This window comes from Flammeovirga sp. OC4, from assembly GCF_000812565.1.
Classification (GTDB): Bacteria; Bacteroidota; Bacteroidia; order Cytophagales; family Flammeovirgaceae; genus Flammeovirga.
The window spans coordinates 1-20,682 of record NZ_JTAM01000004.1 but is presented as its reverse complement, the minus strand read 5'-3'; the positions used below and the strand labels follow the sequence as shown (position 1 = coordinate 20,682).

The window sequence follows — 20,682 nt, the reverse complement described above, 5'->3', positions numbered from 1 at the left end:
TGATGGGGATTTTCATAACATATTTATTATTTATCAATTTAGTCAGTTTAGTGATTGTCTTTTTAGATTATAAATTAATTATACCAAGAGTACCAAGCGTGGTGTTACATGCATTGGAGTTGTCTGGCGGTATTATTTTAATGTTGCCTACATTATTTCTCTTACGCTATAGAATCACCAAAGAAAGTTATTATTTAGTGTCAATATGGTCGTTGACGGTATGGTTTTTTATTGGCTATATAAATTTTCAAATATTGGGGTAGAAACTTTCCTTTTTCATCTTCTAATTTCCATTTATCAATTATATTTGAGCTTCTAATTTTTATGAAATAACCCTATCTCATGATTAAGAAGCTTTCGTTTTTTATAGGGCTGGTAATCCTTTTTTCTACTGAATTAATAGCTCAAAAGAGCCTTGAGTTTGAAAAAGACAGTGTATTCTTGGGGAAACTACCCAATTATCCTGACACCGTTTCCTATTCTTTTCCATTTAAAGTCTTATCGAGTGCTGTAAGCATCGATACAGTAATAGCAGATTGTTCATGTCTGTTGGCTTCTTATCCCACCGAAGAATTACAAAAAGGACAAAAAAATACTTTAGAAGTACAGTTTGTACCGTACAAGCCCGGTCCATTTAATAAATCATTTACGGTCAAACTCAATGGTAGTAACCAAGAGTATACTATAAAGTTGGCAGGGTTTATTCGCCCGTCCTCACTTTCTAAAGAGAAACTCTACCCTTATGGAGACTCAGGCATTAAGTGGCCTCATAAAAAAGTGAGTTTTGGTTTACTGACTGCCCAAGGTCTAGCGTCTAAAAAAGTATACTTTTATAATGAGACAGATGATACTTTGCGTTTTGAAAAGCCTCCGGTTACTCCTTCATATTTAGGTGTATTGATTGATAGTAGTGAGTTTGAAATAGAACCACAATCTGAAGGTTCATTTACACTATTTATTAAACCTGAAGAGAGAGAGGAATACGGTTACGCACAAGATACATTTTCACTTGATTTGGTCAATCAGAAAAAAGAAATTGTATCATCCGAATGCATTGTTTCTGCTTCAATTTATTTTCCAGAATCAGAAGGTGATGGACCAAAACCTAAAATGGGATTGTCAAGTACCTATATGAATCTAGGTAATGTGAAAAATGACGGAAAGAAGATTGTCACTTTATCGGTAATGAACACGGGAGAAGTACCCTTGAAAATATTAAAAGTAGAAACCAATCACGGTCTAGAATTATTAAGTATAGAGTCTGAAGAAGTACAAACCTTCGAAACAGTCAATATTAATATAAGATATTTAGAAACGCCTCGTACTGGTAAAGAAACAAGGTCATTTACCCTTTTTACCAATGATCCTATTGACCCTGTTACAATCATTACGGTAAAGGCCAATGTGATTAAATAATAAGGTAAAGAACTGATACTTATTGAAAGCAACGCTATGAAGTGTTGCTTTTTTTAGTGCCATTTTTTTTGGTACTAGTGGAATTTTATCAAATGGAACGCTTTTAACCTTCGTTTTTTTCAACTTTAGGAACTTGAAATGAATGAAAGGTAAACTATCTAAATGATGAAAATAACTACTATTCTAAATGTATTCTTTTTGGTAATACTCTCAAATACTCTATTGGCGGAACAATACAAACCTAACGGAGAAATCACGATTAATACGCTTGAAGAGTGGCAAAATATAAACAACTGGGTTCGAATAGCTGGGGGTAGTGGTGCCCCAACCAATAATGATGAAATCATCCTCTCTTCCAATGCCAAATTAAATCTGAATTATAATCTAAAGAGTGATAACCTGAATATATATTTCACTTTTGAAGATGACGGCTTTCTTCAAGTCAGTACTCAAGGAGCCGTGTATGTGTTAGGAAGTATAATTATGGATAAAAACAACGTGGAAATGAAAGTGTTTGGGGACTTGGAAATAGAAGGAGATTTTCAGTTGGATAACGGGAATTTATTTGTGAAAGATGGAGGTAATCTGATGATCAATGGTAATTTTTTGAGAACAGATATTGGTAGCGGACAATTTGAAATAGGAGGAAATGCTACCTCATTTTCTGTTGAAGGATATTTTGATGATCAACATAATTCCCCTTATGTATACAACACTCCCTACATCAGTATAAAAGGTAGCTGTTCTACCAAGTCAGGAACATTTTGCAACGAAGATTTACCTGTAACACTTACTGCTTTTAATGTATCATACAGTCATGGAAATGCAGTTATAAAGTGGAGTACCGCTTCAGAACAGAATAATAAATTATTTGAAATCTACCGATCCAAAGATCTTGTCAAATGGGAGTTGATTGCAAAAGTAGAAGGGCAGGGCAATAGTTATTTCACTCATCAGTATCAATGGATAGATACTAATCTAAATCAATCTGGACGAAATTATTATCAACTTCATCAAATAGATTTTGATGGGGCAAGGGAAGTTTTTGAGACATTAGTTCTTGAAGCCCAGTATCAATCTTCATTACCTGAAGTTTTGATTAGTACAAATTCAATAAGCTCAGGAGAGAGTGTTCAGGTTTTGTATAGGAATGAGAAGTTCAATAGTAAACGAATCATTGTAGTGCATTCAGATGGAAAGGTTATAGATTGTACAGAAGAGACGAAAGATCTAATTCCAAATCATTTTTTCTCCAAAGGAATAAATATACTTTTGATCTCTTATGGAAAAGAAAAGTATTCCTTTAAAATATTGAAATAAAAAAAAAGAGTGAATCCCGAAAGATTCACTCTTCTTATCTATAATCGATAACTTTAGTTATAAACTAAAATTATTTTAATTCGATTTCAGCACCCTCAGCAGTTAAAGCTTCTTTCAATGCTTCAGCTTCTTCTTTAGAGATACCTTCTTTTACAGCTGCAGGAGCTGAATCAGCTAATTCTTTAGCTTCTTTAAGACCTAAACCAGCAGCAGACTTAAGAGCCTTAACTACTTTCAATTTAGCAGCACCAGCTGATTTCAAGATCACGTCGAATTCAGTTTTCTCTTCAGCAGCAGCACCACCTTCAGCACCACCTGCAACCATTACTGGAGCAGCAGCAGCAGCTGGCTCGATACCATGCTCTTCTTTCAAGATCTCAGCAAGCTCTTGTACATCTTTAACTGTTAAGTTAACTAACTCTTCTGCGAATTTTTTCAAATCTGCCATTTTTGTATAAAATTAAAACGTGTTTTTTAAATCAAATTATAATAATATGTTTTTGCAATCGGGCGTAGTATTTACGCTGTCATTACAAGAGGTTTTGTTAGGAAGGAGTATATTACTCTCCTTTCTCCTCTAATGTCTTCAATAGACCAGATAATGTCTGACCTGAAGATTGTAAAGCACTAACAACATTCTTAGCAGGTGATTGAAGTAATCCTACGATATCTCCAATAAGTTCTGCTTTCGATTTTACAGCTGTTAAAGCTTCTAAGTGTTGCTCACCAACGTATAAACCACCGTCGATTGAAGCTGCCTTCAATGCTGGGATTTTACGATCTTTTGGCATATCCTTTTGATAGTCCTTAAGAACTTTCGCAGGAGCTGCACCTGATTCTGGAGAGAACATGATACCTGACATACCCTTAAGAGCATTATCTTTAAGCTCAGCGTAGTCTGTATCTGATTCTAATTTGTCAAGAGCTTTCGCAATTAGCGTGTTCTTGACTACTTGATATTCGATACCCGATGCAAAGCAAGCCTTACGGAACTTGTTTACTTCATCAACAGTCATAGTAGCACTGTTTACGATGTAGAAGTAATCACAAGCTGCCAATTTTTGGCTTAACTCCTCAACGAGTTGTACCTTTTGATCTTTTGTCATAATTAGCTATCGATTGATCCCTTTTCAACTTTGACACCAGGGCCCATAGTTGTAGAGATCGTTACGCTCTTAAAATATGTACCTTTTGCTGAAGAAGGCTTTAACTTTGATAAAGTTGCGATTAACTCAGCAGCATTCTCTTTCAATTGCTCAGCAGTAAATGATGCTTTACCAACTGAAGTATGAATGATACCAGCTTTGTCAACTTTAAAGTCAATTTTACCAGCCTTAACTTCTTTTACAGCTTTACCTACTTCTAATGTTACAGTACCCGCTTTAGGGTTTGGCATTAGACCACGAGGACCTAAAACTCTACCTAAACGACCTACTTTAGCCATTACAGTTGGCATAGTGATGATTACGTCGATATCAGTCCATCCACCTTCGATTTTCTTGATGAATTCGTCTAAACCTGCGTAGTCAGCACCTGCTGCTTTTGCTTCTTCTTCTTTGTCTGGAGTAACTAGAGCAAGAACTCTTACTTCTTTACCTACACCGTGAGGAAGGCTTACCACACCACGAACCATTTGATCCGCTTTACGTGGGTCAACACCTAAACGCACGTCTAAGTCTACAGAAGCGTCGAACTTCTCGAAAGAGATTTCTTTCACAAGCTCAGTAGCTTTCTCCAGCGTGTATTCTTGAGTTCTATCGTATTTTGATAGAGCCTCTTTCATTTTCTTTGATACTGCCATGATTAAAAACTATTTTACTTGTAGAAATTAAGCTTCCCAAGGAGCTGTTCCCTCTACTGTTACACCCATGCTACGAGCTGTACCCGCAACCATTTTCATACCTGATTCAACTGTAGAACAGTTTAAGTCTGGTAATTTTGTCTCTGCAATCGTTCTTAATTGATCCCAAGTAACTGACGCTACTTTCTTACGGTTAGGCTCTGATGAACCTTTTTTAATTTTTGCCGCATCCATGATCAAATTAGCCGCTGGAGGAGTTTTAATTACGAAATCAAAAGACTTGTCTTTGAAAATTGTAATTAATACAGGCAATAATTGCCCTCCTTTGTCTTGAGTACGAGCGTTGAACTGTTTACAGAAATCCATAATGTTCAAACCCTTCGAACCTAACGCAGGACCTACTGGCGGCGACGGATTGGCTGCTCCACCTTTAATTTGAAGCTTCAGGAAACCTTCGATTTCTTTTGCCATGTTATTCTTCTTTTTCTACTTGTTTATAATCGAGTTCCACTGGTGCATTTCTGCCAAAAATCTTCACCATGACATTGAGTTTTTTCTTCTCTTCGAAGACTTCCTCTACGCTTCCGGAGAATCCAGAGAATGGACCATCCATAACGCGTACTGTTTCGCCGACAGAGTAAGACGTATCATGTTTAACTTCGCCTTCGTCAGACTCATCGACTTTGCCAAGGATCTGATTGATTTCAGATTCTCTCATAGGTTTTGGAAGCACTGACGGATCTTTTGAATCCGCATTCAGAAAACCTATAACACCCGGAACGCTATTAATCGTGTGTTGAACCTCACCATTGGATAAATCAGCTTGTACGATAACATACCCCGGTAATAAGTTTTTCTCGACAGCAATTTTCTTAACCTTACCGTCTCTCTGCTTTCTTGCCTGATAAACTTTTTCAGTTGGTACTAATACTTCCGTGATAAAGTTCTGAAGATTTTGATTCTCTAATTCTTTTAATAGATAATCTTTTACTTTCTTCTCTTGGCCACTTACAGCTCTAACTACATACCATTTAAGCTCACCCATCGCTAATTAGTTTTATCTGTTGAGGTTTCTTAACTAAAAAATACAATTTCAACGCCTTAATTAAAATGCGTTATAGAATAGTGTTAATAATTCGTTGAATCCGAAATCAACACCTCCGATTACTAAAGCGAACACCAATGATGCCACTAAAACTAATACAGAGCTATCTTGAGCTTCTTTGAATGACAACCAAGTTACGTTGTCTGTCATCTCAGTGTATGACTCTTTAAAAAATTGCATTAATTTATTCATAATTCTTTCGAATTTTATCCATAAAAAAAGTTGCCTTGTTTATAACAACTTTTGCTTATGTAAATGTTTAAAATCAGTTGAACGGCTAAATATAACAGTTCTTTTTGAATTTGCACGGGTGGTAGGATTCGAACCCACGACCTGCGGTTTTGGAGACCGTAACTCTACCAGCTGAGCTACACCCGTTTATTCGTTAATTTTCAGTACTTTATAGAAGTACCTTGAATTTCCGAGATGCAAAGGTAGATATCTGAACAGAAATAACAAACTTGTGAGTGAAATTTTTTCTTAATTCATATTAATATACAGCTACTTAGGACTTATTCTGTATATTGCACCCCACAAACTGAGGCAAAATTGGCTAATCAGACCTCATTTTACCCCGTTTTTAATTAAAGTGATATGATCAAATTTTTTTTCTATCTAATCGTATTTTTTTTCTCACCACCTCTTCTATTAGCTCAAGATATTAGTAGTTTGTCGGATCAGCTGAAATTGATAGATGGAATACTTGCAATAAAAGCACATGCTACTTCTGGTGAAGACTCCTTTTTTCAGATGTCTGAAAAGATTACGAAAAAGACCGTGTTTTGGGAAGTGTTCAGAGAGAAGGGTGAACTAAGACGTAATTATGCATTAAGTAATTTACCGAAGGGTACCTATCATTTTCAATTTGCTTTGGATGGAAAGGCAATCTATGGAGAGATTTTTAATAGATCAGAGGGACCAATTCTCAAAATATATCATAGTACAGATTATAAAAGACCTTACTTCAATGTGAAAGTTGAAAGTGATACTTTACAAATCGATGGTTTTTTTGCTCAAGATAAGCTGGTCGAAATATCAATTAAGAATGAAGATGATACAGAAGATGTCTATAATTCGAGCATTGAATTAAAAAATGGAGAGTTAAAAACGCAATATATCCTGGATACTTTCGAAAAAGGAAATTATGTCATCAGAGCAAAATTGAAGGATAGAACCTTTGTTCGAAATTTTATTTTAAAATAATTCAACTTTTAAAATATTGTCTGTCAAATAGTTTACAATTGTTTACCGAAAAAGTTCATTTTTTATTTTGCAGATAAAAAAACTTCCTCTACTTTTGCATCGCAATCGGGACAAACGGTCACGATAAAAAGATAAGACAGAGTGTAAAAATTAAGTAATTGAGGGCATCTGGGAAGGTTCCAGAGCGGTCAAATGGGACGGACTGTAAATCCGTTGCTTCGGCTTCGCAGGTTCGAATCCTGCCCCTCCCACAATCAGAATTACTTAATGGGAAGGTTCCAGAGCGGTCAAATGGGACGGACTGTAAATCCGTTGCTTCGGCTTCGCAGGTTCGAATCCTGCCCCTCCCACACTTTTATTTTATCTTGCGGATGTAGCTCAGTTGGTAGAGCGACAGCCTTCCAAGCTGTAGGTCGCGGGTTCGAGCCTCGTCATCCGCTCAAAGGTCAATCGGAAACGGTTGACCTTTTTGCGTTTTAAAACCTTTGTCTCTTTTTGAGTGACCTTATTCTATAGGTGTTGATTTCATTTATGCTGAATGTATATTGTTTTTTAATCCTAGAAGTACAGTCAGTTAAAGATTTCACCAAAGGAAATATTGGTTTTTATTGGGAATTTCCAATTTCAGGTGATTATATTTGTGTCACCAAAATAATTATTGCGGATGTAGCTCAGTTGGTAGAGCGACAGCCTTCCAAGCTGTAGGTCGCGGGTTCGAGCCTCGTCATCCGCTCAAAGGTCAATCAGAAATGGTTGACCTTTTTGCATTTTATACCTTTTATATCGTAACCAAGTTTTCGAATATTTGGACATTTAGAAATTAGGAAATTTCTGAAGATATCTAAAAACTAATTACGTGAACGCTTAACATTCGTGTAAGGGGGCTTTCTACCCTATTAATTTGGTAGTGCTCTCTCGGCCTTGAAGGGAAAAGCGTTAAGAATTTCATGTATTGAGCCGTAAAAAATGATTTTCTTGTTTGAGCTTTAGCGAGTTTAAAATCATTTAGGCGAGAGGAATGGAATTTAGCTTTTGACTTCAAAGCCTTGACTTTTTTGCTTCGTTTTTGTGTTAAGACAAAAATGAAGAAGAAGGAAGGTTGAAAGAAGAACCTAGAAAGCTTGTAGAAGTATAGATTAAAAGTTGACGATTATTAAGTTTACCCATCACTGATAGCTATTATCTTTTTCCTGTATTGAGCAGGAGTCATCCCAATGACTTGTTTAAACTGACGGTGGAAGTACGACATGTTTTCATATCCACAATCCATTGCTATTTGTGTTACTGGCTGATTACTATCTTGCAATTCCTGACATATTATATGTATCCTAAACTCATTTAAGTACTGAGTGAATGTTTTATTGAACCTTTTCTTAAAGAATTTACAAAAAGAAGACTTTGTCATACAGCACAGTTCAGCAACATCAATCACTTGTATGGGGCTGTTGTAATGATCTTCAATATGATGAATGATTTTATCGACTCTGCTATCTGTCTTTTGAGAAATAAAAGTCTCGATAGGTTCTGATAAGATTTGATAGTCTTTTAATTCTGATAAGATATGTAGTATCTGTAAGAAAAGGATCATTCTTGGCATTTCAGTAGATTGATGTAATGCTAAAAGCATCTGACCAACATTCTCGGTCATCATTGATTTCTTAAATACAATACCAGCTCTCGCTTTTTCAAGCATTTTCCCAACTTTCATGAACTCTTTAATGCCCGTAATCTTTGCATTGAATTGCTCCGCCTTCCATTGTACGTAAACAGATGAAGCCCCTTGACGATAATTCTCAACATTTTTCCAAGCATGAGGTAATGAAGAGCCAATTAATACAAGGTCGCCTGCTTGAAATTGTTGAATACTATTGCCTATATATCGTATCCCATTACTTTTTAATACATATGTCAATTCTAGTTCTTCATGATAATGCCAAGGGGAATTAAACCTCTCATCATCATAAATGAAAGTGTGAATAGAATGATCTAGTTGCTTAGGAATAACCTCTAGTTTTGCTCTCATTTCCGCTATGTTGTTAGTTGTTCTTGTGATTTAGTAGTTATTGGACAATATAGTACACAAATCGTAAAATATTGAATTTATTAAACGTAATAATCACACCATAATTTTGTCTTAAACTAAAGCAAAGAAGTATGGAAGTGATATGTAGTGGACTAAATGTAGTCGATTTATTAGTTGCCGTACCAAATGAGGTTCCTTACGGCGAAAAAACAGAGTGTGAAAAAATCATTGTGCAAGGTGGTGCTCCTGCAGGAAATGCAGCAAGTGGTATAGCAGCATTGGGTCATGATATCGGTTTTTTAGGATATTTTGGAGAGAATACGCTGAGTGATATAGCAAGAGCAGAACTGAAAAGGCATGGTGTTGTGGATACGCTGTTTGTGTCAAAGGAAAATGCAACGCCTGCAATAGCTATTGTTCAGGTGGATGATAAAGGAGAACGTACAGTCCTTTATTCAATGGACAATTACTCTTCCTTCATCCCGGCAGATTTTAAAGAAGAATGGCTAAGTGATACAAAGCTGATTCTTGTAGATGGATATGATACTGAAATCAATCTTCACCTATTAAAGCTTGCTAAGAAAAAAGGAATTACAACTGTATTGGATATGGAAGCAGGTGAGGAAGCGACAATGAAAGAAATGTTGGAGTTAGCAACACATTCGATCTTACCGCTTACATGTGCTCAAAAACTAGCCAAGACTGAGAAAATTGAAGACTGCGTTAAGGTGCTCTCCAAGTTAACCGAAGGACAGGTAGTCGTGACAGATGGAGCAAATGGTTCTTACGCTTTAGAAGAGGAAATGATTATACATCAGCCAGCTTATAAGGTAAAGGTTGTAGATACAACAGGTTGTGGGGATGCCTTTCATGCGGCGTATGCTTCCGCAGTACTGCAAGGGATGTCATTAAGAGAAAGAATGAACTATGGTAGTTTCTTCGCTTCTCAAGTGGCAAAAGTATTTGGAGGCCGAACTTCATTTCCTTCACGAAAAGACATGGAAGAAAATCTTCCTTTAATCGAAACAACAGCATAATGTAAACACATTATCAATTACTCTATAAGTACTATGACAAAAGTAAGCGAGTGTTTCGTGCACCATAGTTAAAACTATGGGCAAGTGATATAACAATCTAATCAAGGCTAAAGTCTTGAAGATTGATAACGTAAGCAACACTTTAGTGTTGGTGGAGTCAGTATAACCTGCCCATGACTTCAGTCATGGTGCACGTAATTATTGTTCGATTGCTTGTGTCTTAGTACTTAAATAATAACACATTTAATCAAAAGAAATCAATGGAAACAGTAGCATCAAACCCAGTTGAACAAGGCGTTGTAAGTCATCTATTTGAAAAACTAATCCAACCTGCAAAACCACAGTATGTAGCCAAAGTAGGATTGGTGGGCATCGGCTTGGAAGAACATTTTGACTGGGCTTCTATCAAAAAGAATTATAAAGTAGCACAGACAAACCTTCAAAAAGCTTTACCTGGAGACTTCTTTCAACTTTCAATCTCAAAAGGACCTTTGCAAACAAAGGAAGAAATGCTGGATTGGTTGCAGTCAGTAGAAAAAGAAGGAATAGATGCATTGGTTATTTATCAAGGTTCTTATATCGCAGGTGACTTGGCGGCAACATTAGCAAGATGGCTAAAACAACATGCTATTCCTGTATTAAGCTGGTCGCATGATGAAGCGACAGGCGGTAGGTTAGTCAATAACCGTTTGTGTGGTCAGAACTTCCTATTGAATATTTTAAGCTCTAGCAATGTGAAATATTCTTGGCTTTTTGAACATCCTGAGTCAGATCGTTTGTCGGAAAGAGTAATGCCATTTGCGAAAGCGGCTTACGCTAAAGCATCGATGAACCAAAGAATGATTGGTATGATCGGTGGGTTTAGAGTGCCAGGTTTCTATGATTGTGAATTGAATGAAATTGCATTGTTGGAACGCTACGGTTTGATTGTAGATAGAGTAGATTTTGAAACGATTTGGAAGCACGGACAGAAGTTTAAGGAAGAGGATATTGATGAAATTAGAGAAGCATTACTTTTCCATCCGCTTTGCAAGTTTAATAATGTAACACCTGAGCAGATCAATAAATGTATCCGTTTGTCATTAGCAGTGGCAGATTTTAGTCGTCAACAAAATTATATAGGGATAGGTCTGAAAAACTGGCCAGAATTATTTGATCATTATGGAATTGCTGGTGATGGAGCAGGAGCGTTGATTCAAGATATTGGAATCCCAGTGGCCGATGAATCAGATATGGGCGCTTTATTGACAATGGTTGTGATGAATCAAGTGACGTTGATGGAAGGCATACCTACATTAGTAGATTTATCATTGATAGATAATGGAAATGATAGAATAGGTTTCTGGCATTGTGGGGGAGCACCTACAAAATTAATCAACGAGGAGACGGGTTTTGAAGTGAGAAATCACAGTATCCTTGAAAATTATAGCATTGAAAGCAGTATGGGAATGTTACTGGAGTTTTTGCAGAAAACAGGTCCAGTAACCATCGCAAAATACCAGTACCCTGACGGAGCAAGAGTATTTAACTTCGAAGGGGAAATTCTTTCTTCAGAAATGGCCTTCAGAGGTAGCTATGCAGAAGTGAAGCCTGAAGTTTATGAAGCGAAGGATGTATTGTCTGCTGTATTGAATAATGGTTGTGATCATCACTGGATCATTGGCAGAGGACATTTCCTAAAAGAATTAGAAACATTAAATCACTGGCTGGATGTAAGTCAGATTGATATTCCCAAAAATCTTGACCACTTATACGGTCATAGTCTGTAGAACAATTCATTTCATCAAAAAAATGGTCATGCTTAAATAAAGCATGGCCACTTATCATCTTATAATTATGGAAAAGAAATTTTCAGAACAATTTTCATCATTGCACGAGCTTTTTAAAGCCTATAGAAAATCAGAAAGATGTTTAGCCGCTTTCAATGTCAATGACAATTATGACCTAAAAGCTGTAGTAGAGGCTGCAAATGAAATGAATACACATGTAATGGTCATGACTTACCCACCTGTAGCGGATTTGATCACTCCTCAGGTTTTTGCTAAAATGGTGGAAGGTGTAAGACTGAATGCGCACAATAAAGTATTCCTTCATTTGGATCACAGTACTTCTGTAGACCAATGTAAAGCAGCTATTGATGCAGGGTACGACTCGGTAATGATTGATGGCTCTCAACAACCTTTGGAAGAAAACATCAAAATGACAAAGGAAGTGGTGGAGTATGCAAAATCAGCCAATGTCGTCGTTGAAGCTGAAATTGGAAAAATTTTAGGAAGGGGAGTAGAAGTGAAATCAGATGATGATTTTTTAGCATCCGTAGCAGATGTTACACAATTATATGAAGAGGCAAACCCGGATATCGTGGCTGTTGGAATAGGAACAGCACATGGTTTCACGCCTCAAGAACCAAAGATTCATTTTGGAAGACTAGGAGAAATAGCAGATGCGATTCCAGCACCGTTAGTACTGCACGGAGGAACAGGAATTCCTGATCAAGATATTCAGAAATCCATTTCGATGGGGATGAGCAAAATTAATATCGGTACAATCGTCCATACCACTTATATGCAAGAAGCATTGAAACGTATGAATGAAGCTGGTAAAAATGCTTACCCTCCATTTATTATGAACGAAGTAGTGCCATTAATTAAAGAGGTGGTTGTAGATCGATTGAAAGCAGTGAATTTTCAAGATGAATTGGTTGTTTGATCAAATCAAGCTCTCGTTAAATAAAAAAATGGATACCCTATTATAATTATATAAGGTATCCATTTTTTTTCTGTAGAATGATCTATAATTTAAGCCTCCTTAGAAGCAAACTTTTCAATTCCATAGACTAAAAAGAAACCAACAAAAGCCAAGACAATCGCCAAAACTAATTGGTTATCTCCTTCAAAATATTGAGGTAAAATAGACTTTTCTATTAAAGGTTTTGTTTCGCCATGTCTATCAACATAAGTTTCCATTACTTTTTTCCAAGGCCATACCTTATTCAAAGAACCAATCATCACACCTGATAATAAAGCAATCGTAAAGTCGTGATATTTTTTCAATAAGAAAGATAATACTCTTGAAAAGCTAGTAATGCCAATCGCAGCACCTGCTCCAAATATTGCAATTACTTTGATATTTAACTCCGTAAGAGAAGTCAGAATGTAATTATACTGCCCCATTAATAAGAGCATAAAAGAACCTGAAATACCTGGTAATATCATCGCACAAATAGCAATCATTCCTGCAACAAAAACATAAATTTCTCCTTCAGGAGCTTCACTTGGAGTGGCTACTGTAATATAATAAGAGAAAGCTGTACCTATAATTAATGCAATAATTGAAGCAACATTCCATTTATTTACTTGACGGCTCACCAATAAAGTAGAAGCGATAATCAACCCGAAAAAGAAAGACCACAACCCAATTGGCTCATTAGCCAAAAGGTATTTCATCAATTTTGCCAGTGAAAATAATGCAGTACCAATACCAAGAAATAAAGGGATCAAAAAGTTAAGGTCTAGTTTCTCCCAAAGCTCTTTGATTTTGAACTTGGATAAAAGTTTTAATGCTTCTAGGTCTATGGAGTTAATAGCATTTAAAAGTCTTTCATAAATACCAGTAATAAAGGCAACTGTTCCGCCTGATACACCCGGCACAACATCCGCAGCCCCCATGGCTACACCTTTTAAAAAGATAAAAAGTTTTTCTTTCATTGATTCTTTAATATAATTTGTGGCAAAGATAAGGTAAGTAAACGAACAAAAAAGTTTGCATCTTCAACAATTTAGAAACAGATATTATTTTTTATAAAAATGAATGAACTAACAAGAAAGGCCTCTATAGATATGGGCACAAATACATTTCAATTATTAATAGCTGATATAATTGGAGATAAAGTTGAAACGGTTTTCACACAGGATATTTTTGTTCGATTAGGGAAGGGAGGAATTTCCAATGGAGAAATTACGGAAGAAGCGATGCAGCGCGCTTTTGATGCATTAGAGAAATTTCATAAAGTAATAAAAGAAAATAATGCAGAAGAAGTAAAGGTGGCGGCTACTAGTGCAGTTCGATCTGCCAGCAATGGAGAAGCCTTTATTCTAGACATATATAATAGGTATGGATTTGTAGTCAATATTCTTTCTGGAGAGGAAGAAGCGGAAGTTATTTATAAAGGAGTCAAGACGGATGCTGCTATTCAGGATACAGCCATTATAATGGATATTGGAGGTGGAAGCGTAGAATTCATCATAGGTGATGCTGAAAAAGTGCTTTGGAAACAAAGTTTTGAAATAGGGGCACAGCGACTTTACGATCAATTTTGTCATGAAGACCCCATTAGTCTTGAAAATAGTGAGAAATTAGGTGCATATATTAAAGAAAAACTACGTCCGTTATTAGAAGAAAGTGAGAAATTTTCTGCTTTGAAATTCATCGGTGCGGCAGGAACATTCCAGACGATTCAAGAAGTTTATGGAGCGATTCATGATTGCGAACCTTCATCAGTGAAAAACGTGAGTTATGAAGAGTATAAAAATATGCATCAAAAATTTGTGGGGTATACAAGGGAACAACGTTTTGAAATTCCAGGATTGATTCCTCAAAGAGTGGATATGATTGTGCCCGCTTCTCTATTATTGTTCAATGTTTTAACCTTACTGAAAGTTAAAGAAATACACATTTCATCTGGATCGTTAAGAGAAGGTTTGGTCTTACTTTAATACAAGATTTTTCTCGCCAAAACTGATAAATGAGTAGTTTTTGATGAAAATAGTTCATTTTTAATGTTTTAGTAAGGTTTATTATCACACTCTTAACAAAGATTTAAATTTGTTTTATTTTGCTTGTAAAATGTTGGTTTTTAATGTTTTAATAGCGTAATTAGGTACCCTTAGGGGGTAGTGTATCATGAAAAGTTGAATTATTTCATCCTTATTTTCATCTATTTTTGGTATAGATGTTTGAAGTTTTTGAAAATCAATTTACCTTTGCATCTCGAATAGATACGGGAATTGTTTTTTACAGTGCTCAAATCTGTTTTTGGGAAGGTTCCAGAGCGGTCAAATGGGACGGACTGTAAATCCGTTGCTTCGGCTTCGCAGGTTCGAATCCTGCCCCTCCCACTATCAATAAATGAAGCTGTTTTTATATAGACCAATTTGTTGAGAAGAGTGTAGTGAATGTTTCTTCAGATCATGAACTATTCTCTATAAAAGGAAAATCGAAAATCTTCCTCGAAGATTGCGGTTACCGCGATAAGCTACCGTAGCTCAGGGGTAGAGCACTTCCTTGGTAAGGAAGAGGTCGGGAGTTCAAATCTCCTCGGCAGCTCGATTTTACTTTTTAAAATCTGAAGATTGAAATCTATTAATTGTATATAATTCTTTTTAAGAAAGATGGCAAAGGAAACATTTGACCGTTCGAAACCCCATTTGAACATTGGTACAATCGGTCACGTTGACCACGGTAAAACTACTTTAACTGCGGCAATTTCATCAGTTTTAGCAAACAAAGGTCTTGCTGAGCAAAGAGACTTTTCTCAAATTGACAACGCACCAGAAGAAAAAGAGCGTGGTATCACGATCAACACTTCTCACGTTGAATACCAAACTGAGAACCGTCACTATGCACACGTTGACTGTCCAGGTCACGCCGATTACGTGAAAAACATGGTAACTGGTGCTGCACAAATGGACGGTGCTATCTTAGTAGTAGCTGCTACTGATGGTGCTATGCCTCAAACTAAAGAGCACATCCTTTTAGCTCGTCAGGTTGGTGTACCTAAAATCGTTGTTTTCTTAAACAAAGCTGATATGGTAGACGACGAGGAGATGTTAGAGCTTGTTGAAATGGAAGTTGCTGAAGAATTAGAAAGCAAAGGATATGACGACGCTCCAATCATCAGAGGTTCTGCTTTAGGTGCTTTAAACGGTGAAGACAAGTGGGTTAAAACTGTTGAGGAGTTAATGGAAAATGTAGATGAGCATATTCCACTTCCAGTTCGTGACGTTGAGAAAGATTTCTTAATGCCAGTAGAGGACGTATTCTCGATCACAGGTCGTGGTACTGTAGCTACAGGTCGTATTGAGAAAGGTGTTGCTAACACAGGTGACGCTGTTGAAATCTTAGGTTTAGGTGACAAAATGACATCAACTATTACTGGTGTTGAGATGTTCCGTAAGATCTTAGATAGAGGTGAAGCTGGTGATAACGTAGGTATCCTTCTTAGAGGTATCGACAAAGAGCAAATCAAGCGTGGTATGGTAATCTGTAAGCCAGGTTCTGTAACTCCACACTCGAAGTTCACAGCAGAGATCTACGTTCTTTCAAAAGAAGAAGGTGGTCGTCACACTCCATTCTTTAAAGGTTACAACCCTCAGTTCTACTTCCGTACAACTGACGTAACTGGTACTATCGCTTTACCTGACGGTGTTGAGATGGTAATGCCAGGTGATAACGTAACTATCACAGTTGATCTTCAAAAAGAAATCGCAATGGAGGAAGGTCTTCGTTTCGCGATCCGTGAAGGTGGACGTACAGTAGGTGCTGGTCAAGTAACTACAATCATCGAGTAATCGATTTTCAGCGTCAGCTGATTTACATATTTGGAGGTCGTCAAGCAATTGACGACCTCTTTATATATAAAAGCCATCCCGTTTTTCAATGGGATGGCTTTTTCTTTATTGGCCTTGAAGGGAAAAGCGTTAAGAATTTCATGGATTGAGCCGTTAAAAATGATTTTCTTGTTTGAGCAAAGCGAGTTTAAAATCATTTAAGCGAGAGTAATGAAATTTAGCTTTTGACTTCTAAGCCTTGACTTTTTTGCCTCGTTTTTGGGTTAAGACAAAAATGAAGAAGACGGTAGCTTGGAAGAGTAATCTTGAAAATATGTAGAAATACCGTTTGAAAGTAATAAAACTATGACTACTCCTTCTTCAACTTTTCCATCTCAAACATAATATCTCTCAATCTCGCTGCTTCTACAAAATCAAGATCTTTCGCTGCTTTCTCCATATCACGTTTTACCGCTTTAATCTTAGCTTCTAGATCATCAGTATTTTTTGTTTGATATTCCGAAATAGCCTCAGCTGCTTTTGCTGTATCACTTTCATCCAGTTCGTAGCTCTTGACGATCGCTTTTCTATCAGCAACTTGCGTCTGTTCTAAAATTGCATCCTGAGATTTCTTCACTGTAGTAGGAGTGATGCCGTGCTCTAAATTATATTCATGTTGAATTTGTCTTCTTCTCTTTGTCTCATCAATAGCTTTTTGCATTGATGCGGTCATTTTATCTGCATACATAATCACTCGTCCATTAGAATTTCTTGCTGCACGACCAATGGTTTGAATTAAAGATCTGACATTTCTTAAGAAACCTTCCTTGTCAGCATCCATAATTGTGACAAGAGAAACCTCAGGTAAATCAAGACCTTCTCTTAGTAAATTCACCCCAACTAATACATCAACAATCCCAAGACGTAGTTCTCTTAAAATCTCAACTCTATCCAAAGGTTTGATTTCAGAGTGAATGTAAGTTGATTTTACGCCAATTTGATCAAGGTATTTTGACAGTTCTTCCGCCATTCTTTTTGTTAGAGTGGTAATCAAAACTCTTTCACCTTTATCAATAGTAGCTTGAACTTCCTCCAGTAAATTATCAATTTGATTTAGAGTTGGACGAACATCAATTTCTGGATCCAATAAACCTGTAGGGCGAATAACCTGTTCGGTAATTTCACCCTGCGTTTGTAAAAGTTCATAATCACCAGGTGTAGCACTGACAAAAAGCGTTTGATTGGTGACATTTTCAAATTCATTAAAAGTAAGCGGTCTGTTGTCTAAAGCAGAGGGTAATCTAAAACCATTATCTACTAAAGAAACTTTCCTCGATCTATCACCTCCCCACATTGCTCTAATTTGTGGAAGCGTTACATGACTCTCATCAATTACCATTAAGAAGTCATCGGGGAAATAATCCAATAAACAGAAAGGTCTTTGCCCTGCTCTTCTTCTGTCAAAATATCTTGAGTAATTTTCAATACCAGAACAGTAGCCTAATTCTCGGATCATTTCAAGGTCAAACTCGGTTCTTTCCTTTATTCTTTTCGCTTCCGCAGAACGGTGATCTTTTTCAAAGAATTGTACTTGTTCTACTAATTCGTCTTGGATTTCAATAATTGCATCATTAATTACATCTTTTCCGGTCACGAATAAGTTAGCAGGGAAAAGAGAAATACTGGTTTCCCTAGAAATCATTCGTCCCGTTTCAGGGTCAATTCTCTGAATTTCTTCAATTTCATCATCCCAATAAATGACTCTATAAGCAAAATCAGCATAAGCAGGGAAAATGTCTACAGTATCACCTTTGACTCGGAAATTACCACGGTTGAATTCAACTTCATTTCTAGAATAGAGAATATCAACTAAATCTCTTAAAAATTGCTGTCTTGGATATTGAACACCTGCAGAAATCTTTAAAACACTTTTTTCAAATTCTTCAGGATTTCCAATACCATAAATACAAGATACAGAAGCTACGACAATCACGTCTCTTCTTCCAGACATCAATGCAGAAGTACAAGCAAGTCTTAATTTCTCAATTTCCTCATTGATCATTAAGTCCTTTTCGATAAATGTATCAGTGGTTTGGATATAAGCTTCTGGCTGGTAATAATCATAATAGGAGATAAAGTATTCTACAGCATTTTCCGGGAAAAACTGTTTGAATTCTCCATACAATTGAGCTGCTAGTGTTTTGTTATGGCAAAGAATCAGGGTGGGTCTCCCTGTTTCTTTAATTACATTAGCTACGCTAAAAGTCTTTCCTGAACCTGTAACGCCAAGAAGAATTTGAGATTTTTCTCCATTCTCCACTCCTTCAGATAGTTTTCTGATGGCTTCCGGTTGATCACCCATAGGGGTGAAATCTGCTACTAATTTGAAATCCATAAAATTCTTTGATATAAGTCTATAAATATACAAAAAAAGAACATCAAAACAGGAGGAGGATGTATTGTCTTTTTGTGTTTTTAAGTTGTATTATTGATGAGGAAATAGGGGGTGAAAATAAAAAAAGTGGAAGGCTTAGAAAGAACCAACCACTTTTGTGGGATATACTCGAAATCAATCAAAAAAGAATTCGATCATTTATTTAGGATTGAGATATTTCATCTAATATTCTCCCAAAGTCACCGACTAATTTTTCTGAGGTGTAATTTTTATATTTTTCATTTCGATCCAAAGGTAACTTCCTTTCTTGTGTCCAAGTATTAAAAGCTTCTTTCAAGTACTTCTTTGTTTCTTCTTTTTCATTGTATTCAAAACAAGTTCCCATATTTGTTTCTAATACAATTTCAGCTGAGTTTCCTTTTTTATTGCCTAATAGTAGAATATTTCGATCTAAAGCAAGGTATTCAAATAGTTTTCCAGGTATTCTACCCGAAGCATTATCCGCTTTATTTAATAGTAATAATAGAACAGAAGATTCCTTACCATGCTTTAGAGCTTCGTTTCTTGATAACTGAGGAATATGTTTGAATACACCTAGAGGTTTGTTCTCTTCAAAACAATCTAAAATCTCTTTGTCGATTTGTCCAATAAATTGCAGTTGGAACTTTTCCTTGAATTCTTCTGATTCTTTTGCTAATTCAACAACAGCTTCCATTAGCTCATTTGGAACCCTATCATGTCCTGCTAATCCCAGGTGGGTAATGACAAACTTTGAACTGTTTGCTTCTATATTTTCAATTTCAGAAAAGTCATTAGGGTCAAATCCCCATGGAATCGTATGTACGTTGTGCGCTCCAATATCTTCAAGGTCTTTTTTCCAAGCTTTACTGACAATGACAGTGGCGTCAGCTTGATCAAAACAGAACTTTTCTAATTTGTGATGATACTTATCTGCCCAAGGAGTAAGTATTAATTCTTTATAATAATCAATTTGTGTCCATGGATCTTGATAATCCGAAAGCCAAGGTATATTAAATTTTTCTTTTAATCGAGCACCAATTAAAGTTACTGAGTGCGGAGGACCTTCAGTGAAAATAGCATCTACATGATTATTCTCTAAATATTCTGAAAGTTGATTGACGGCTTTTTTAACCCAGAACTTACGAGCATCAGGTATAAAAAAGTTACTTCTAATAAAAACAGAAAGTCTATCTTTCCATCTTTTACTTTTTTCATCTTTTACCACTAACGCATTCATTACATTTTCATCCTTAGGTCGAGCCGTAAATTTCTTGTATAAGCTATAAGGCTCCCAAATTGGCACTTCAATTCTTTCTATATCTTGAGGGAAATCGTTGATCAAACCTTTATCTATTGTTGGGTAATGGGCGTCTTTTGGGGTGACTAATACAGGTTCCCATCCTACCGAACGTAAATATTTGATTAATTTTAAAGGTCTAATAATCGAAATTCCACCACAAGGAGGGAAATAATAAGTGATAAAAAGGACTTTTTTCATGCTTTAGAATATCATTTATAAAAACAGTTCAATTTAGTTATTTATTGAATGAAGAAATAACAAGAGTAAAAATGAATTTCCAGTTGTTTTTTAAAATGTTGATTATTAGTGATAAAGTATAGTATTTACTTTTGTTGATGATATTTTATTGGATAAGGTATTGCATTTTCAAAACAAGCTCTTACCTTTGCACTCGCTTTTGAACGGAAAGCCAACAAAAACATGATGTAAAAGAAGACTTTTTTGATGATACAATTCTTTGTGTCAGAGTAAAATGGAGCAATGAAAATTAAGTTTCTAAATAAAACAAAATAA

19 protein-coding genes and 7 tRNA genes are annotated in these 20,682 nt (G+C 36.1%); 14 read left to right on the top strand and 12 right to left on the bottom strand.

Annotated features, from left to right (window positions below; translation table 11 throughout):
• Positions 1–342: 342 nt before the first annotated feature.
• Together PL77_RS04370 and PL77_RS30210 are read left to right on the top strand one after the other, a co-directional pair.
• Positions 343–1,416 carry a DUF1573 domain-containing protein gene (locus PL77_RS04370; RefSeq protein WP_044202171.1) on the top strand — a complete coding sequence of 358 codons (1,074 nt, stop codon included), beginning with the start codon at positions 343–345 and terminating at the stop codon, positions 1,414–1,416.
• 162 nt (positions 1,417–1,578) lie between these two features.
• Positions 1,579–2,736, top strand: a complete 1,158-nt coding sequence (locus PL77_RS30210; protein WP_052444161.1) for a hypothetical protein — start codon at positions 1,579–1,581, stop codon at positions 2,734–2,736.
• Positions 2,737–2,806: 70 nt separating this feature from the next.
• Here the strand turns inward: PL77_RS30210 and rplL are convergent, their stop codons facing one another.
• The 7 genes from rplL to PL77_RS04330 form a co-directional block, all read right to left on the bottom strand.
• A complete protein-coding gene (gene rplL, locus PL77_RS04360) occupies positions 2,807–3,184 on the bottom strand; it encodes a 50S ribosomal protein L7/L12 (protein ID WP_044202170.1) in 378 nt (125 codons plus the stop codon).
• A 112-nt stretch (positions 3,185–3,296) separates the two neighbouring features.
• Entirely contained in the window at positions 3,297–3,842 is a 546-nt protein-coding gene (gene rplJ, locus PL77_RS04355) for a 50S ribosomal protein L10 (RefSeq protein WP_044202169.1), read from the bottom strand.
• A 2-nt stretch (positions 3,843–3,844) separates the two neighbouring features.
• Positions 3,845–4,537: a 50S ribosomal protein L1 gene (gene rplA, locus PL77_RS04350; RefSeq protein WP_044202168.1), complete on the bottom strand. Its 693-nt coding sequence runs from the start codon at positions 4,535–4,537 to the stop codon at positions 3,845–3,847.
• A gap of 27 nt (positions 4,538–4,564) precedes the next feature.
• Positions 4,565–5,008, bottom strand: a complete 444-nt coding sequence (gene rplK / locus PL77_RS04345; protein WP_044202167.1) for a 50S ribosomal protein L11 — start codon at positions 5,006–5,008, stop codon at positions 4,565–4,567.
• A 1-nt stretch (position 5,009) separates the two neighbouring features.
• A complete protein-coding gene (nusG, locus tag PL77_RS04340; protein ID WP_044202166.1) occupies positions 5,010–5,582 on the bottom strand; it encodes a transcription termination/antitermination protein NusG in 573 nt (190 codons plus the stop codon).
• 60 nt (positions 5,583–5,642) lie between these two features.
• A complete protein-coding gene (secE, locus tag PL77_RS04335; RefSeq protein ID WP_044202165.1) occupies positions 5,643–5,834 on the bottom strand; it encodes a preprotein translocase subunit SecE in 192 nt (63 codons plus the stop codon).
• 113 nt (positions 5,835–5,947) lie between these two features.
• Positions 5,948–6,020: transfer RNA gene (locus PL77_RS04330), tRNA-Trp, on the bottom strand.
• Positions 6,021–6,236: 216 nt separating this feature from the next.
• Between PL77_RS04330 and PL77_RS04325 the strand changes: the two genes are divergently transcribed.
• The 5 genes from PL77_RS04325 to PL77_RS04305 all read left to right on the top strand — a co-directional run bounded on the left by PL77_RS04325 (position 6,237) and on the right by PL77_RS04305 (position 7,578).
• Positions 6,237–6,845, top strand: a complete 609-nt coding sequence (locus PL77_RS04325) for a hypothetical protein (protein WP_044202164.1) — start codon at positions 6,237–6,239, stop codon at positions 6,843–6,845.
• A gap of 170 nt (positions 6,846–7,015) precedes the next feature.
• Positions 7,016–7,096 (top strand) — tRNA-Tyr (locus tag PL77_RS04320).
• 18 nt (positions 7,097–7,114) lie between these two features.
• Positions 7,115–7,195: transfer RNA gene (locus PL77_RS04315), tRNA-Tyr, on the top strand.
• A gap of 17 nt (positions 7,196–7,212) precedes the next feature.
• A tRNA-Gly gene (locus tag PL77_RS04310) sits at positions 7,213–7,285 on the top strand.
• A 220-nt stretch (positions 7,286–7,505) separates the two neighbouring features.
• A tRNA-Gly gene (locus PL77_RS04305) sits at positions 7,506–7,578 on the top strand.
• Positions 7,579–8,004: 426 nt separating this feature from the next.
• On the opposite strand, the gene PL77_RS30205 is transcribed toward PL77_RS04305, so the two are convergent.
• Positions 8,005–8,868: an AraC family transcriptional regulator gene (locus tag PL77_RS30205; RefSeq protein ID WP_052444160.1), complete on the bottom strand. Its 864-nt coding sequence runs from the start codon at positions 8,866–8,868 to the stop codon at positions 8,005–8,007.
• A 131-nt stretch (positions 8,869–8,999) separates the two neighbouring features.
• On the opposite strand from PL77_RS30205, the gene PL77_RS04295 reads away from it, so the two are divergent.
• The 3 genes from PL77_RS04295 (at position 9,000) to PL77_RS04285 (ending at position 12,614) form a co-directional block, all read left to right on the top strand.
• Entirely contained in the window at positions 9,000–9,905 is a 906-nt protein-coding gene (locus tag PL77_RS04295) for a carbohydrate kinase family protein (protein ID WP_044202163.1), read from the top strand.
• A 260-nt stretch (positions 9,906–10,165) separates the two neighbouring features.
• Positions 10,166–11,674: an L-fucose/L-arabinose isomerase family protein gene (locus tag PL77_RS04290; protein WP_044202162.1), complete on the top strand. Its 1,509-nt coding sequence runs from the start codon at positions 10,166–10,168 to the stop codon at positions 11,672–11,674.
• Between the two features lie 67 nt (positions 11,675–11,741).
• Positions 11,742–12,614, top strand: a complete 873-nt coding sequence (locus PL77_RS04285; protein WP_052444159.1) for a class II fructose-bisphosphate aldolase — start codon at positions 11,742–11,744, stop codon at positions 12,612–12,614.
• A gap of 89 nt (positions 12,615–12,703) precedes the next feature.
• On the opposite strand, the gene PL77_RS04280 is transcribed toward PL77_RS04285, so the two are convergent.
• Positions 12,704–13,612 carry a DUF368 domain-containing protein gene (locus tag PL77_RS04280; protein ID WP_044202161.1) on the bottom strand — a complete coding sequence of 303 codons (909 nt, stop codon included), beginning with the start codon at positions 13,610–13,612 and terminating at the stop codon, positions 12,704–12,706.
• A gap of 99 nt (positions 13,613–13,711) precedes the next feature.
• Between PL77_RS04280 and PL77_RS04275 the strand changes: the two genes are divergently transcribed.
• The 4 genes from PL77_RS04275 (at position 13,712) to tuf (ending at position 16,474) form a co-directional block, all read left to right on the top strand.
• A complete protein-coding gene (locus tag PL77_RS04275; RefSeq protein WP_044202160.1) occupies positions 13,712–14,620 on the top strand; it encodes a Ppx/GppA phosphatase family protein in 909 nt (302 codons plus the stop codon).
• 321 nt (positions 14,621–14,941) lie between these two features.
• Positions 14,942–15,022 (top strand) — tRNA-Tyr (locus tag PL77_RS04270).
• A gap of 136 nt (positions 15,023–15,158) precedes the next feature.
• Positions 15,159–15,230, top strand: a tRNA-Thr gene (locus PL77_RS04265).
• A 65-nt stretch (positions 15,231–15,295) separates the two neighbouring features.
• Positions 15,296–16,474, top strand: coding sequence for an elongation factor Tu (gene tuf, locus PL77_RS04260; protein ID WP_044202159.1), 1,179 nt, complete (start codon positions 15,296–15,298; stop codon positions 16,472–16,474).
• Positions 16,475–16,823: 349 nt separating this feature from the next.
• On the opposite strand, the gene uvrB is transcribed toward tuf, so the two are convergent.
• From uvrB to PL77_RS32275, 3 genes are all read right to left on the bottom strand, one after another.
• A complete protein-coding gene (uvrB, locus tag PL77_RS04255) occupies positions 16,824–18,848 on the bottom strand; it encodes an excinuclease ABC subunit UvrB (RefSeq protein ID WP_044202158.1) in 2,025 nt (674 codons plus the stop codon).
• Positions 18,849–19,050: 202 nt separating this feature from the next.
• On the bottom strand, positions 19,051–20,367 hold the full coding sequence (locus PL77_RS04250) for a glycosyltransferase (RefSeq protein ID WP_052444158.1): 1,317 nt from the start codon (positions 20,365–20,367) through the stop codon (positions 19,051–19,053).
• Positions 20,368–20,492: 125 nt separating this feature from the next.
• On the bottom strand, positions 20,493–20,682 hold a 190-nt coding region (locus tag PL77_RS32275; RefSeq protein WP_044202157.1), incomplete at its 5' end, for a hypothetical protein.